Raw genomic sequence first — 12,352 nt, 5'->3', positions numbered from 1 at the left:
GCCACCGTGCAACCGGATGGAGCCGTCGCCCTACACTTCCGTGCCGTGCCCACCCTCGAGCGGTTCGACGCCGCAGCGCTGCGCGACCTCGTCACGACCTTCCGCGACGCAGTCGTCGCGCACGCCGCGGCACTGAACCGGCTGAACGTGTACCCGGTCCCCGACGGCGACACGGGCACGAACATGTCGCGGACCCTGCAGGCCGTCGTCGACGAGATGGACCCCATCGCCCCCGACGACCTGGAGGCCACTTGCGACGCCATCAGCCACGGGTCGCTGATGGGCGCGCGCGGCAACAGCGGCGTCATCCTCAGCCAGATCATGCGCGGCATCGCGGCGACCATGAGGAGCGACGACGAGGCGCGCGGAGATCGTGGTGGACGCTTCGCCGACGCGCTGCAGGCGGCGTCGACGGGGGCCGACCAGGCCGTGATGAAGCCGATCGAGGGGACCATCCTAACCGTCGTGCGGAAGAGCGCCGAGGCGGCTCGCGACGCCTCCGACGGCGGCGGCACCCTGCTCGAGGTCGTGCAGGCGGCCCACGCCGCGGGTCGTGAGGCCCTCGCGAACACCCCCGAGCAGCTCGCGGTGCTGAAGGAGGCCGGGGTGGTCGACGCCGGGGGAGCGGGCTACCTGCTCCTGCTCGACGCCGCGCTCCACGTCGTGGACGGCGTCCCGCTGCCCGAGCCCGACGACTCCGCCGGGCCGACGCCCGACGCCGCCACGCGGTCGGCGACGCGCCCGATGTCGGACGTCGGCGGCGAGCTCGACGTGAGCGAGCTGCGGTACGAGGTGATGTACTTCCTCGACCTCGACGACGACCGGCTCGAGGACTTCCGCCGGGGCTGGGCCTCGATCGGGGACTCGATCGTCGTCGTCGGCGGCGACGGCCTCTACAACTGCCACGTCCACACCAACGACGTCGGCGCCGCGGTCGAGGTCGCCCTCGACCTCGACGGACGACCCCGCCAGATCCGCGTCACCGACCTGTTCGAGGAGGTCGACGAGGAGCACGCACGGCGTGAGGCGCAGATGGGCTCCTCGACCCGGGAGGTGGCCGGCCGCCGCCGACCCGGTGCCGGCGCCGGCCTGCCGCCGGTCACGACCGCCGTCGTCGCGGTGTGCTCCGGCGACGGCCTCGTCGAGCTGTTCGGCCAGCTCGGCGTGCAGGGCGTCGTCACCGGGGGTCAGACGATGAACCCGTCGACCGCCGAGCTGCTCGACACCGTCGAGCACGTGAACGCCCGCCAGGTGGTCGTGCTCCCGAACAACAAGAACATCGTCCCGGTGGCCGAGCAGGTCGATGCGCTGACCGACAAGTCCGTCGTCGTCGTCCCGACGACGTCGATGCCCGAGGGGCTCGCGGCGCTGATCGTGTACGACCCCGAGGCGACCGGTGAGGAGAACCGTGCGACGATGGCGGCTGCGTCGTCATCGGTGACGACCGGCGAGGTCACCCGTGCCGTGCGCGACACCACGGCCGAGGTCGGCCCGGTCAGCGAGGGCGACTGGATCGGCCTGGTGCGCGGCGACGGCATCGTCGCGTGCGACGCCTCGCTGCCGAGCGCCGTCACCTCCCTGCTCGACGTGGTCGTCGACGACCACGCGGAGCTGGTCACGATCATCACCGGCGCGGAGGCCGAGGCGGCGACCACCGAGGGGATCGCGGCCTGGCTCGCCGACCACCACGCCGCCGTCGAGGTCGAGGTCCACCACGGAGGCCAACCCCTCTACCCGTACCTCGTCGGCGTCGAGTAGCCCGGCGCCGCTCCCGGGCGAGGCGGAGCGCAGCCGTCCCTCCCGGCGCCCGTCGTGCCTAACGTGGCGAGGATGAGCGGGTCGATCACCTCGCGCGAGCTGGCGGCGATCCCGATCGAGCGGCTGCACGGCGTCGGACCGAAGAAGCGCGAGGCGCTCGAGCAGCTCGGGATCGAGAACGTGCTCGACCTCGTGACGACCTACCCCCGCCGGTGGGTCGATCGCAGCCGCGAGGCGCGCATCGCGGATCTCGTGCCCGGTGAGGAGGCGCTGGTCATCGCGACGGTCCGCTCGGCTCGCGCACGCACGACGCGCAACCGGCGCTCGATGCTGAACGTCACGGTCGGCGACGACTCGGGTCGCCTCGACCTCGTGTTCTTCAACCAGGCGTGGCGATCCCGCCAGCTCACCGAGGGCCTCCAGGTCGCCCTCTTCGGCACGGCCGGCACCTACCGGGGCGGGCTGCAGATGGCGAACCCGATCGTCGACCTGATCGGGGACCGGACCGGGCGGATCGTCCCCATCTACCCCCAGAGCGAGAAGGCCCGGGTGAGCACGTGGGAGATCGCCGCCTGGGTCGAGGAGTCGTTGCGGCGGTGCGCGGAGCGCGGGATCGCCGACCCCGTCCCCGCAGCGGTGCGCGAGCGGCACCGCCTCGTCGACCGCGAGCGGGCGCTGCACGACATCCACCTGCCCGAATCGATCCGCGACAAGGAGATCGCCCGGCACCGGCTGGCGTTCGACGAGCTGCTGCGCGTGCAGCTCGTGCTCGTGGCGCGCAAGCGACGGATGGAGCGCGACGCTCGCGGGATCGCGCACGCCGATGGCGGCGAGCTCGCGCAGCGGTTCCGCGCGTCGCTGCCGTACCCGCTCACCGGAGCCCAGGAGCGGGTGATCGCGGAGATCGGCGAGGATCTCGCCGCGCCGCATCCGATGCACCGCCTGCTGCAGGGCGACGTCGGCGCCGGCAAGACCGTCGTCGCGGTGGCCGCGATGCTGCGGGCGGTGGAGGGCGGGCACCAGGCCGCTCTCATGGCGCCCACCGAGGTGCTCGCGGAGCAGCACGCGGTGGGGATCTCGCGCCTGCTCGACGGCGTCGTGGTGCCCGACCCGGCGAACCTGTTCGGCGACCGCCCGCTGCGCGTCGAGCTGCTGACGAACCGGGTGTCCGGGGCGGAGCGCACGAGCGTGCTGGCCGGGCTGGCCGACGGCACGGTCGACCTCGCGATCGGCACCCACGCCCTGATCCAGGAGAAGGTGGACTTCGCCTCGTTGGGCGTCGTCGTCGTCGACGAGCAGCACCGCTTCGGCGTCGAGCAGCGCGCCGCGCTGCGCGACCGGACCGCTTCCGGTCCGACCCCCGACACGCTGGTGATGACGGCGACGCCGATCCCGCGCACCGCGGCGATGACGGTCTACGGCGACCTCGACGTCAGCGTGCTCGACGAGCTGCCCCCCGGCCGGACCCCGATCGCGACGCGCTGGGCGAACGGGCCGCTGCTCGAAGCCGAGGCCTGGGCCGACGTCCGCGACCAGGTCGCGGCCGGTCGGCAGGCCTACGTCGTGTGCCCGCTGATCGACGAGAGCGACAAGCTCGAGGCCGCGTCCGCCCTCGAGACCCACGAGCGGCTGGCGCACGACGAGCTGTCCGGGATGCGGCTCGGGCTCCTCCACGGCCGACTGCCGTCGGCGGAGAAGGAGGCCACGATGGACTCGTTCCGCTCGGGCGAGCTCGACGTGCTCGTCGCGACCACGGTCATCGAGGTCGGCGTCGACGTCGCGAACGCGACCGTGATGGTGATCCTCGACGCCGACCGGTTCGGCATCGCCCAGCTCCACCAGCTGCGCGGACGAGTCGGGCGCGGTGAGCACGCCTCGATGTGCTGGCTGGTGACCCGCGACATCGAGGACGGGAGCCCGCGGGTCGAGGCGCTGGTGGCGTCGACGGACGGCTTCGAGCTCGCCGAGGTCGACCTCGACCTGCGTGGCGGGGGGACGCTGATGTCGACGTCGCAGAAGGGTCGCAGCGACCTCAAGCTGGCGTCGCTGCGGCGGGACCGCTCGCTGGTGGAGGACGCCCGGCGCGCCGCGTTCGAGCTCGTCGACGCCGACGACGAGCTCGCCGGGCACCCGCTCCTGGCCGACGAGCTCGATCTGGTGTTCAGCGACCGCGACGAGGAGTTCCTCGCCCGGGGCTGACGGTACGGTCGCGGCGATGAGCGATGTCCCCTCCGCCCCGAGCGACCTGCCCGACGACGAGCTGCGCTGGCTCGAGGACGTCGAGGGCGACGACGCCCTCGCCTGGGTCCGGGAGCGCAACGAGCGCGCCGAGGCGGAGCTGTTCGGGACCGACGACTTCGAGCGGATCCGCGCCGACACCCTCGACGTGCTCGAGGCCGACGACCGCATCGCCCACCCGTCGCGCCACGGCGACGTGGTGCACAACTTCTGGACCGACTCCGAGCACCGCCGGGGCCTGGTTCGGCGGACGAGCTGGGACGACTACCGCGCCGGCGAGCCCGACTGGGAGACGGTGCTCGACATCGACGCCCTGTGCGCCGAGGAAGGCGAGTCGTGGGTGTTCCACGGCTCGAGCACCCGCCGACCCGACCGGCGGCGCGCCCTCGTCGACCTGTCGCCCGGCGGCTCCGACGCGTCGGTGACCCGGGAGTTCGATCTGGTCGAGAAGCGGTTCGTCCCCGAGTCGGAGGGCGGGTTCACGCGGCCCCTCGCGAAGGGCGGCCTGACGTGGATCGACGACGACACCGTGTACGTGACCAACGACTTCGGTCCGGGGAGCCTGACCCGGTCCGGGTACCCGCGCGCCGTGCGACGGTGGCGGCGGGGGACCCCGATCGAGGAGTCCGAGATCGTGTACGAGGGCGAGGAGTCCGACGTCGCCGTCGGCGTCTCGGTGTCGGACGTCCCCGGCCACCGGCACCACGTGGTCGAGCGGGCTCCGGACTTCTTCACCTCGCGCACGGCGATCCTGCGCGGCACCGAGTGGGTGGAGGTCGACGTCCCCGACGACACCGAGGTGAGCGTCCACGAGCGGTGGATCTTCGTCTCGCCGCGCTCGGATCTGGAGCTCGCCGGTTCGACCTTCCCCGGCGGATCGCTGATCGTCGCCGACCTCGACGCGTTCCTCTCCGGGACGCCCGCGCCCACCGCGCTGTTCGCACCGACCGACACCCGGTCGCTGTCGGGGTTCGCCTGCACCCGCCACCACGTCGTGCTCGACGTCCTCGACGACGTCCGCGACGTCCTGTCGGTGGCCACCCCACCCGACGGTGACGGCGGGCCGTGGACGATCCAGCCGATCGCCGGCGCACCCGACGTGTGGACGGCGTCCGCGAGCGCGGTCGACCCGGCCGAGCGCGACGACGTGTGGATCGTCGGCACCGACTTCACCACGCCCGAGACCCTGTCCGTCCTCGACGTCGCCGAGCCCGACGCGCGGCCGGCCGTGCTGCGCCGGTCCCCGCACCGCTTCGACGCCGACGACGTGGAGATCGAGCAGCACTTCGCGTCCAGCGCGGACGGGACGCGCGTCCCCTTCTTCGTGGTCGGGACGCGCGCCGCCCTCGCCGAGTCCGACGGCGACCGACCCACGCTGCTGACCGGCTACGGGGGGTTCGAGGTGCCGCGCCTCGCCGCGTACTCCGCGGTGATCGGGCGGTCGTGGATCGTCGACGGCGGGGTCTACGCGGTCGCGAACATCCGTGGCGGAGGCGAGTACGGCCCGGCGTGGCACCGCGCCGGGCTGCGTGAGAGACGCCCGCGCGTCTACGAGGACTTCGAGGCCGTCGCCCGCGCGCTCGTCGATCGCGGGACCACCTCAGCGCCGAGGCTGGGGATCTCCGGGGGCAGCAACGGGGGGTTGCTCGTCGGCAACATGTACGTGCGGACCCCGGAGCTGTTCGGGGCGGTCGTGTGCCAGGTCCCGCTGCTCGACATGGCGCGGTACCACCTGCTGCTGGCGGGAGCGTCGTGGATGGCCGAGTACGGCGACCCCGACGAGCCCGACGACTGGTCGTACCTGCGGGGCTACTCGCCGTACCACCTGGTCGACCCCGACGTCGAGCACCCGCCGATCCTGCTGACGACCTCCACCCGAGACGACCGGGTGCACCCCGGTCACGCCCGCAAGATGGCTGCGCTGCTCGAGTCGATGGGCAAGGACGTCACCTACTGGGAGAACATCGAGGGCGGCCACGGCGGTGCGGCCGACGCCCGTCAGCAGGCGACGATGCAGGCCCTCGTCCTCGGCTTCCTGCGCGATCGCCTCATGGACCGGTGACGGTGGCGATCGGACGGCTCGTCGACCGGCGGCGTCGCGCCGCGGACCGGGGAGCTCGCACCGCGGACCGGGTAGCTTGCGCGGGGTGCGACGCCAGGACAAGGCCGACCGGATCGGGGAGATCCTCGACGAGCTCCACCCCGACCCCCCGGTCCCGCTCGACCACACGAGCCCGTACACCCTCCTGGTCGCCGTCGCCCTCTCGGCGCAGACCACCGACAAGAAGGTGAACGAGGTGACGCCCGAGCTGTTCGCCGTGGCGGACACCCCGGAGAAGATGGCGGCGCTGGACCCCGACGAGATCCTCCGCCACATCCGCCAGATCGGCCTCGCGCCGACGAAGGCGAAGAACCTGTGGACGATGGCGAACCAGATCGTCGACCGTGGGGGAGAGGTGATCGGTGACTGGGAGTTCCTCGAGTCGCTCGCCGGGGTCGGCCACAAGACCGCGTCGGTCGTGATGGGCGGGTGCTTCGACGAGCCCGCGTTCGCCGTCGACACCCACATCCACCGCCTCGCGGCCCGGTGGGGGTTGTCGAACGGGTCGAGCGTCGAGCGGACCGAGCGCGACCTGAAGGCGGTGTTCCCGAAGGAGACCTGGAGCCGACGTCACCTGCAGATCATCTACTTCGGGCGCGAGCACTGCCCCGCTCGCCGTCACGACCTGTCGACGTGCCCGATCTGCAGCTGGGCCGCCACGAAGAAGCGGATCCTCGCCGAGTCCGGCCGCTGAGCCGGGTCGTCGCTCACCAGTCGGGGCGCCCGTCGGACTCGATGTCGGACTCCTCCAGCACGAGGTCCCAGCGGTCGAGGCAGTCCTCGCAGCGGTACGCGACCACGTCACCCTCCTCCCACGCCCCGTCCTCGGCGGGCGCCGTCAGCAGGAAGCACCGTCCGCCGCAGTCGATGCACGTGATCTGCGGGGGAGGGGCGAACATCGGGCCATCATGGCCCGGTCCGCGTACAGTGCGACGATGCGCGTGATCGCAGGAGAGCTCGGAGGTCGCAAGCTCGTCTCCCCGGACGGGACCTCGACCCGACCGACCACCGACCGGGTCCGCGAGGCCGTGTTCAACGCCCTCGGGTCGTCGGGGATCCTCGTCGACGCCGTGGTGGCCGACCTCTACGCGGGGACGGGGGCCGTGGGGATCGAGGCGATCTCGCGCGGCGCGGCCCACTGCACCTTCGTCGAGCGCGACCGCGCCGCGCTGCGCGCCCTCGACGGCAACCTCGCCAACCTCGACCTCGGCGGTCGCAGCCGGGTGGTGCGATCGGACGCGATGGCGGTGGCGGGTGCGATCGACGTCGACATCGTGTTCGCCGACCCTCCCTACGACTTCGACGCGTGGGACCGGTTGATGGCCTCGATCCGTGCTCCCTTCGTCGTGGCCGAGGCCGGCCGGTCGGTCGACGAGCGACCCGGGTGGACGCTGACGCGCTCCAAGCGCTACGGCCGCACCTGGGTCAGCTTCCTCGAGCGCGAGGGGGTGGCGGCGTGAGCCGCGTGCTCTACCCGGGCAGCTTCGACCCGCTCCACCTCGGCCACCTCGACGTGATCGAGCACGCCCGGGAGCTGTTCGGCGAGGTGGTGGTGGCCGTGCTGCACAACCACGCGAAGGACTCGGGGATGTTCCACGTCGACGAGCGCGTCGAGATGGCGCGCACGGCGGTCTCCCACCTGAGCGGGGTGAGCGTGAGCGAGCACGCCGGGCTCGCCGTGCAGGCCGCCGAGGCGACCGGGTCCGACTTCGTGGTGAAGGGCCTGCGGACCCCGGGCGACTTCGAGATCGAGCAGCAGATGGCGCACATGAACCACTCGGCGGCGGGGGTGCGGACCGTGTTCCTGCCGTGCCGGCCCGACCTCGCGTTCGTCAGCAGCCGCTTCGTGCGCGAGATCGCCAAGTACGGTGGGGACGTCGCGCACCTCGTGCCACGTGTCGTCGCCGACGCACTGGCCGAGCGATTCGACGGCAGCGAGCAGAACCGAGCACCCCGATGACCTACGACCAGACCGACGGAGACGGCTACGACGACGTCGTCGACGACGACGACTACTCCGAGGTCGACGATCACGGCAACTACGTCGGCGACGCCGAGACCCTCCTGAGGCGAGCGATCGACATCGTCGCGACCGCGCCCACGATGCCGCTGTCGTCGTCGCCGCGCATCGACCGCGACGAGATCATCGAGCTGCTCGAGGAGTCGCTCAACCGGCTGCCCGATGAGCTTCGCCAGGCCCGCTGGATGCTCAAGGAGCGCCAGGAGTTCGTGTCCAAGACGCGCCGGGAGGCCGACGAGCTGCTCGAGGCCGCTCGCGTGCGAGCCGAGCGCATGGTGCAGCGCACCGAGGTCGTGCGCGCCGCGGAGCAGCGCGCCCGCCAGGTGATGGAGACCGCCGAGGCCGACTCGCGCCGGCTCAAGCACGAGACCGAGGACTTCCTCGACCAGCGGCTGGGGTCGTTCGAGATCCTCCTCGACAAGTTGGGCAAGACGGTCCACGCCGGCCGCCACCGCCTGTCGATCGGCAGCGCCGAGGCGGTCGGCCAGGAACCCGTCGAGAACGAGTCCAACCCGTTCTTCGACCAGGAGGCCTGACCCGGCCGTAGGCTCGGAGCCATGGCCGAGTCGAGCGCGCCACGTGCGCTGCGCGTGAACGCCCTGGAGCTGCTGCGCCAGCCGGGGACGATCCGCGAGATCGAGGTGAGCGCGCCGGGAGACGAGCTCGACGTCGATCACGAGGCGCTCGACGGCGACGTGGTCGTCGGGGTGCGGCTCGAGTCGCTGACCGACGGCATCACGGTCCGCGGGGCGGTGGTCGTGCCCTGGTCGCGCCCGTGCCGGCGCTGCCTGACCGACCTCGCCGGCGAGTCGGTGGCCGAGGTCGACGAGCTGTACCAGGTGGAGCTGATCGACGAGGAGGCGTTCGAGATCGTCGACAACCAGCTCGATCTCGCGCCGATGGCGCGCCAGTCGGCCCTGCTGGAGCTCGACGACGAGCGCGTCTGCCGGGTGGACTGCGCCGGGTTGTGCCCCGAGTGCGGCGCGGACCTGAACGTCACCGCCTGCGGGTGCGACACCGAGGTGCGCGACGACCGGTGGGCGGCTCTCGACGGCCTCGTGCTCGACGACTGAGCCGACCGGCCGGTCGCGGGCCCGGCGTCCCCGGGGGAGCGGGTTGGAGGACGCGACCGCGCCGATAACGTGATGCGGCCCCGACGACCGACGACTGAGCCCCCACACCGGTCGAGACGGAGAGAACGAGAGCGATCATGGCTGTCCCGAAGAAGAAGATGTCGAAGATGAAGACGCGCAGCCGCCGGGCGAGCGCGTGGCAGCTCAAGGCTCCGGCGCGCAGCGTCTGCCCGCGGTGCAGCGCGGCCAAGATCCCGCACACGGTCTGCCCGTCGTGCGGTTGGTACCGCGACCGTCACGTCATCGACGTCGACTGAGATCTGACCGAACGCCCACGATGCTCCCGGTCGCCGTCGATGCGATGGGCGGCGACGACGCACCCGCCCCGAACGTGGCGGGTGCCCACGCCGCGGTCGGGGACGGCATCCCCGTCGTCCTGGTCGGCCCTCCCGACCTCGAGGGTCGGCACGCGCCCGACGGCTCGGTCATCGACCTGATCGAGGCGTCCGAGGTCATCGGGATGTACGACGACCCGGCCGCGGGGGTCCGTCGCAAGAAGGACTCGACCCTGGTGCGCGCCGCCGAGGCCGTGCGCGACGGGCGCGCCGGGGCGATGATCTCGGCGGGCAACACCGGTGCGACGATGGCGTCGGCCCTGCTGCGGATGGGCCGCATCCCCGGGGTCAAGCGCCCGGCGATCGCGACTCCGATCCCGGTGCCCGGGTCGACCCCGACCGTGCTCCTCGACGCCGGGGCCAACGCCGAGGTGCAACCCGACTGGCTCGTCCAGTTCGCGATCATGGGCTCGATCTACGCCCGCCACCGCTTCGACATCGACCGGCCCCGGGTCGGGCTGCTGTCGATCGGGGAGGAGCCCTCGAAGGGCGACAACCTGCGCAAGGAGACCCACGACCTCCTCGTGCGGACGGACGGCATCGACTTCGTCGGCAACGTCGAGGGACGCGACGTGATGAGCGATTCTCTCGACGTGTGCGTGACGGACGGCTTCACGGGCAACGTCGTGCTGAAGACCCTCGAGGGCGGGATGAAGACGGTCATCGCCGCGCTGCTCGAGGCGTTCTCGCAACCCGAGTACGCCGCGCCGGCCGAGGCGCTGATGCCGGCGCTGCTGCCGCTGCACCGCTCGCTCGATCCCGACACCTACGGGGGCGCCACCCTGCTCGGCGTCGACGGCGTGTGCATCATCGCCCACGGGTCGTCGGGCGCGGACGCGATCCGCAACGGGATCGGGGTGGCGCGCGACATGGTCGAGCACGACGTCACCGCCGAGATCGCCGCCGCGATCCGCCCCGGCGGCGGCCGGTAAGCTGGGGCGATGCCAGGGGACACAGACGCGCCGGACGGTCCGATCAGTCGGGAGGAGATCCTCGCGATCGTGAAGGACCGCCTGGCGGACATCCTCGAGATCGAGCCGTCGACGATCTCGGAGGGGGACTCCTTCGTCGACGACCTCGACGCCGACTCCCTCGCGCTGATCGAGCTCGTCGAGTCGCTCGAGGAGCAGATCGGCGAGCGGACGTCCGGATTCCGCATCGACGACGAGGACCTCGAGGACCTGAAGACGGTGCGCGACGCCGTCGACTACGTGCACGAGCGCACGCGCACCTCCTGATCGAGGTGAGCCTCGCAGCGCTCGCCGAACGCCTCGGGCACACCTTCGAGCGTCCCGAGCTGCTCGACCGGGCCCTCGCCCACCGCTCCTGGTGCGCGGAGAACGGGGCGGTCGAGAGCAACGAGCGCCTGGAGTTCCTCGGCGACGCCGTGCTCGGGTGGGCGGTGGCCGACATCGTGTACGGCGACCACCCGGAGGTCGACGAGGGGCGGCTCTCGCTGCTGCGGATCGGGGTCGTGAACGCCGGTGCCCTCGCGACGGTCGCGACGACGCTCGGTCTGGGTGACCACGTGAAGCTCGGCAAGGGCGAGGCGGCCGGTGGGGGAGCGGCGAAGCCGTCGATCCTGTCGGACACGTTCGAGGCGGTGCTCGGGGCGGTCTACCTCGACGGCGGTGCCGAGGCGGCCCACGCCCTCGTCCACCGCCACGTCGCGCCGCTGATCGAGCAGGTGGAGGCGGGCCGGGTGCGTCGTGACCCGAAGACGGAGCTGCAGGAGCTGTGCGCGCGGCGGGGGACGGGCGCGCCGTCGTACGCGGTCACCTCGACCGGGCCCGATCACGCCAAGCGGTTCGCCGCCGAGGTGTCCGTCGACGGCGAGGTGGTCGGTCGGGGCGAGGCGACGTCGAAGAAGGGTGCCGAGCAGGTGGCGGCGACGGCGGCGACGGACGCCCTCGGCTGATGCCGGAGCTGCCCGAGGTCGAGACCGTCCGGCGCGGCCTCGCACGCCACGTGGTCGGTCGGCGCATCGACGACGTCGAGGTCGGTCGCGATCGGGTCGTTCGACGCACCTCGCGCGACGCTCTCGTCCACGGCCTGCGCGGAGCGACCGTCACGGACGCCGACCGACGGGGCAAGTACCTGCTCCTCGGCCTCGACACGGGCGACGCCGTGATGATCCACCTGCGGATGAGCGGCCAGGTGCTGCTCGCGAGCAGCGGCTCCGAGCGCCCGCTCCACACCCACGTCGTGATGCACCTCGACGACGGTCGCGAGCTGCGCTTCGTCGACCCGCGGACCTTCGGCGAGGTCGTCGTCTACGACCCGGCGCGCATCGACGTCGAGCTGCCGGGGGTCGCCCGACTCGGGGTCGACCCCGTCGCCGAGCCCTTCGAGCGTGCCCACCTGCGCCGGATCGTGCGCGGCACGCGGCGTGCGCTCAAGCCCTTGCTGCTCGACCAGCACGTCATCGCGGGGATCGGCAACATCTACGGCGACGAGATCCTCCACCGGGCGCGGCTGCGTCCCCACCGCGCCGCCTCGTCGATCGACGCGGCAGCGACGTGGCGACTCCACGCAGCCGTCGTCGACGTCCTCTCCGACGCGATCGACGCGGGCGGGTCGACGCTCGGCGACGCGCAGTACGTCGACGTCGCCGGCGCCGGCGGCTCGTACCAGCACGAGCACCGCGTCTACGGGCGCACCGGCGAGCGCTGCTCGACGTGCGGGCGCGGGTGGATCCGGCGCATCGTGAGCGCGGGCCGCAGCACCCACTTCTGCCCGTGGTGCCAGCGGTGACCGCGACGGGGGA

14 protein-coding genes are annotated in these 12,352 nt (G+C 72.4%); 13 read left to right on the top strand and 1 reads right to left on the bottom strand.

What is annotated here, in order from left to right; genetic code table 11:
• The first annotated feature begins 45 nt into the window (after positions 1 to 45).
• From ACOOHC_RS11505 to ACOOHC_RS11490, 4 genes are all read left to right on the top strand, one after another.
• The gene (locus ACOOHC_RS11505) at positions 46 to 1,758 is read left to right on the top strand and encodes a DAK2 domain-containing protein (protein ID WP_420450548.1); all 1,713 of its coding nucleotides are present in this window, start codon (positions 46 to 48) and stop codon (positions 1,756 to 1,758) included.
• A gap of 72 nt (positions 1,759 to 1,830) precedes the next feature.
• Positions 1,831 to 3,957 carry an ATP-dependent DNA helicase RecG gene (gene recG, locus ACOOHC_RS11500; RefSeq protein WP_420450547.1) on the top strand — a complete coding sequence of 709 codons (2,127 nt, stop codon included), beginning with the start codon at positions 1,831 to 1,833 and terminating at the stop codon, positions 3,955 to 3,957.
• A gap of 16 nt (positions 3,958 to 3,973) precedes the next feature.
• A complete protein-coding gene (locus ACOOHC_RS11495; protein WP_420450546.1) occupies positions 3,974 to 6,058 on the top strand; it encodes a prolyl oligopeptidase family serine peptidase in 2,085 nt (694 codons plus the stop codon).
• A gap of 85 nt (positions 6,059 to 6,143) precedes the next feature.
• Positions 6,144 to 6,791, top strand: coding sequence for an endonuclease III domain-containing protein (locus ACOOHC_RS11490; RefSeq protein WP_420450545.1), 648 nt, complete (start codon positions 6,144 to 6,146; stop codon positions 6,789 to 6,791).
• Between the two features lie 13 nt (positions 6,792 to 6,804).
• On the opposite strand, the gene ACOOHC_RS11485 is transcribed toward ACOOHC_RS11490, so the two are convergent.
• Entirely contained in the window at positions 6,805 to 6,996 is a 192-nt protein-coding gene (locus tag ACOOHC_RS11485; RefSeq protein ID WP_420450544.1) for a hypothetical protein, read from the bottom strand.
• A 36-nt stretch (positions 6,997 to 7,032) separates the two neighbouring features.
• On the opposite strand from ACOOHC_RS11485, the gene rsmD reads away from it, so the two are divergent.
• The 9 genes from rsmD (at position 7,033) to mutM (ending at position 12,339) form a co-directional block, all read left to right on the top strand.
• Entirely contained in the window at positions 7,033 to 7,557 is a 525-nt protein-coding gene (rsmD, locus tag ACOOHC_RS11480) for a 16S rRNA (guanine(966)-N(2))-methyltransferase RsmD (protein ID WP_420450543.1), read from the top strand.
• Positions 7,554 to 8,057 carry a pantetheine-phosphate adenylyltransferase gene (coaD, locus tag ACOOHC_RS11475; RefSeq protein ID WP_420450542.1) on the top strand — a complete coding sequence of 168 codons (504 nt, stop codon included), beginning with the start codon at positions 7,554 to 7,556 and terminating at the stop codon, positions 8,055 to 8,057. The genes rsmD and coaD overlap by 4 nt, the downstream gene beginning before the upstream one ends.
• Positions 8,054 to 8,653 carry a hypothetical protein gene (locus ACOOHC_RS11470; protein ID WP_420450541.1) on the top strand — a complete coding sequence of 200 codons (600 nt, stop codon included), beginning with the start codon at positions 8,054 to 8,056 and terminating at the stop codon, positions 8,651 to 8,653. Before coaD ends, ACOOHC_RS11470 begins: the two co-directional genes overlap by 4 nt.
• Before the next feature lie 21 nt (positions 8,654 to 8,674).
• Positions 8,675 to 9,190, top strand: a complete 516-nt coding sequence (locus ACOOHC_RS11465; RefSeq protein WP_420450540.1) for a YceD family protein — start codon at positions 8,675 to 8,677, stop codon at positions 9,188 to 9,190.
• Between the two features lie 137 nt (positions 9,191 to 9,327).
• Entirely contained in the window at positions 9,328 to 9,507 is a 180-nt protein-coding gene (gene rpmF / locus ACOOHC_RS11460; protein WP_420450539.1) for a 50S ribosomal protein L32, read from the top strand.
• Between the two features lie 20 nt (positions 9,508 to 9,527).
• Positions 9,528 to 10,517 carry a phosphate acyltransferase PlsX gene (gene plsX, locus ACOOHC_RS11455; protein ID WP_420450538.1) on the top strand — a complete coding sequence of 330 codons (990 nt, stop codon included), beginning with the start codon at positions 9,528 to 9,530 and terminating at the stop codon, positions 10,515 to 10,517.
• 9 nt (positions 10,518 to 10,526) lie between these two features.
• Positions 10,527 to 10,823, top strand: coding sequence for an acyl carrier protein (locus ACOOHC_RS11450; protein WP_420450537.1), 297 nt, complete (start codon positions 10,527 to 10,529; stop codon positions 10,821 to 10,823).
• A gap of 5 nt (positions 10,824 to 10,828) precedes the next feature.
• A complete protein-coding gene (rnc, locus tag ACOOHC_RS11445; protein WP_420450536.1) occupies positions 10,829 to 11,503 on the top strand; it encodes a ribonuclease III in 675 nt (224 codons plus the stop codon).
• Positions 11,503 to 12,339: a bifunctional DNA-formamidopyrimidine glycosylase/DNA-(apurinic or apyrimidinic site) lyase gene (mutM, locus tag ACOOHC_RS11440; protein ID WP_420450535.1), complete on the top strand. Its 837-nt coding sequence runs from the start codon at positions 11,503 to 11,505 to the stop codon at positions 12,337 to 12,339. Before rnc ends, mutM begins: the two co-directional genes overlap by 1 nt.
• Positions 12,340 to 12,352 lie beyond the last annotated feature (13 nt).

This window comes from Ilumatobacter sp., assembly GCF_965215205.1.
In the GTDB taxonomy this organism is placed as follows: domain Bacteria; phylum Actinomycetota; class Acidimicrobiia; order Acidimicrobiales; family Ilumatobacteraceae; genus Ilumatobacter_A.
The sequence above is the reverse complement of the archived record's forward strand: the minus strand, read 5'-3'. Positions and strand labels throughout refer to the sequence as shown.

Bases quoted from the DNA above. Each gene is read 5' to 3' on its own strand.
- ACOOHC_RS11470 (WP_420450541.1), top strand. From the start codon at position 8,054: ATGACCTACGACCAGACCGACGGAGACGGCTACGACGACGTCGTCGAC.
- ACOOHC_RS11495 (WP_420450546.1), top strand. From the start codon at position 3,974: ATGAGCGATGTCCCCTCCGCCCCGAGCGACCTGCCCGACGACGAGCTG.
- recG (WP_420450547.1), top strand. From the start codon at position 1,831: ATGAGCGGGTCGATCACCTCGCGCGAGCTGGCGGCGATCCCGATCGAG.
- ACOOHC_RS11485 (WP_420450544.1), bottom strand. From the start codon at position 6,996: ATGTTCGCCCCTCCCCCGCAGATCACGTGCATCGACTGCGGCGGACGG.
- mutM (WP_420450535.1), top strand. From the start codon at position 11,503: ATGCCGGAGCTGCCCGAGGTCGAGACCGTCCGGCGCGGCCTCGCACGC.
- ACOOHC_RS11450 (WP_420450537.1), top strand. From the start codon at position 10,527: ATGCCAGGGGACACAGACGCGCCGGACGGTCCGATCAGTCGGGAGGAG.
- rpmF (WP_420450539.1), top strand. From the start codon at position 9,328: ATGGCTGTCCCGAAGAAGAAGATGTCGAAGATGAAGACGCGCAGCCGC.
- ACOOHC_RS11465 (WP_420450540.1), top strand. From the start codon at position 8,675: ATGGCCGAGTCGAGCGCGCCACGTGCGCTGCGCGTGAACGCCCTGGAG.
- plsX (WP_420450538.1), top strand. From the start codon at position 9,528: ATGCTCCCGGTCGCCGTCGATGCGATGGGCGGCGACGACGCACCCGCC.
- rsmD (WP_420450543.1), top strand. From the start codon at position 7,033: ATGCGCGTGATCGCAGGAGAGCTCGGAGGTCGCAAGCTCGTCTCCCCG.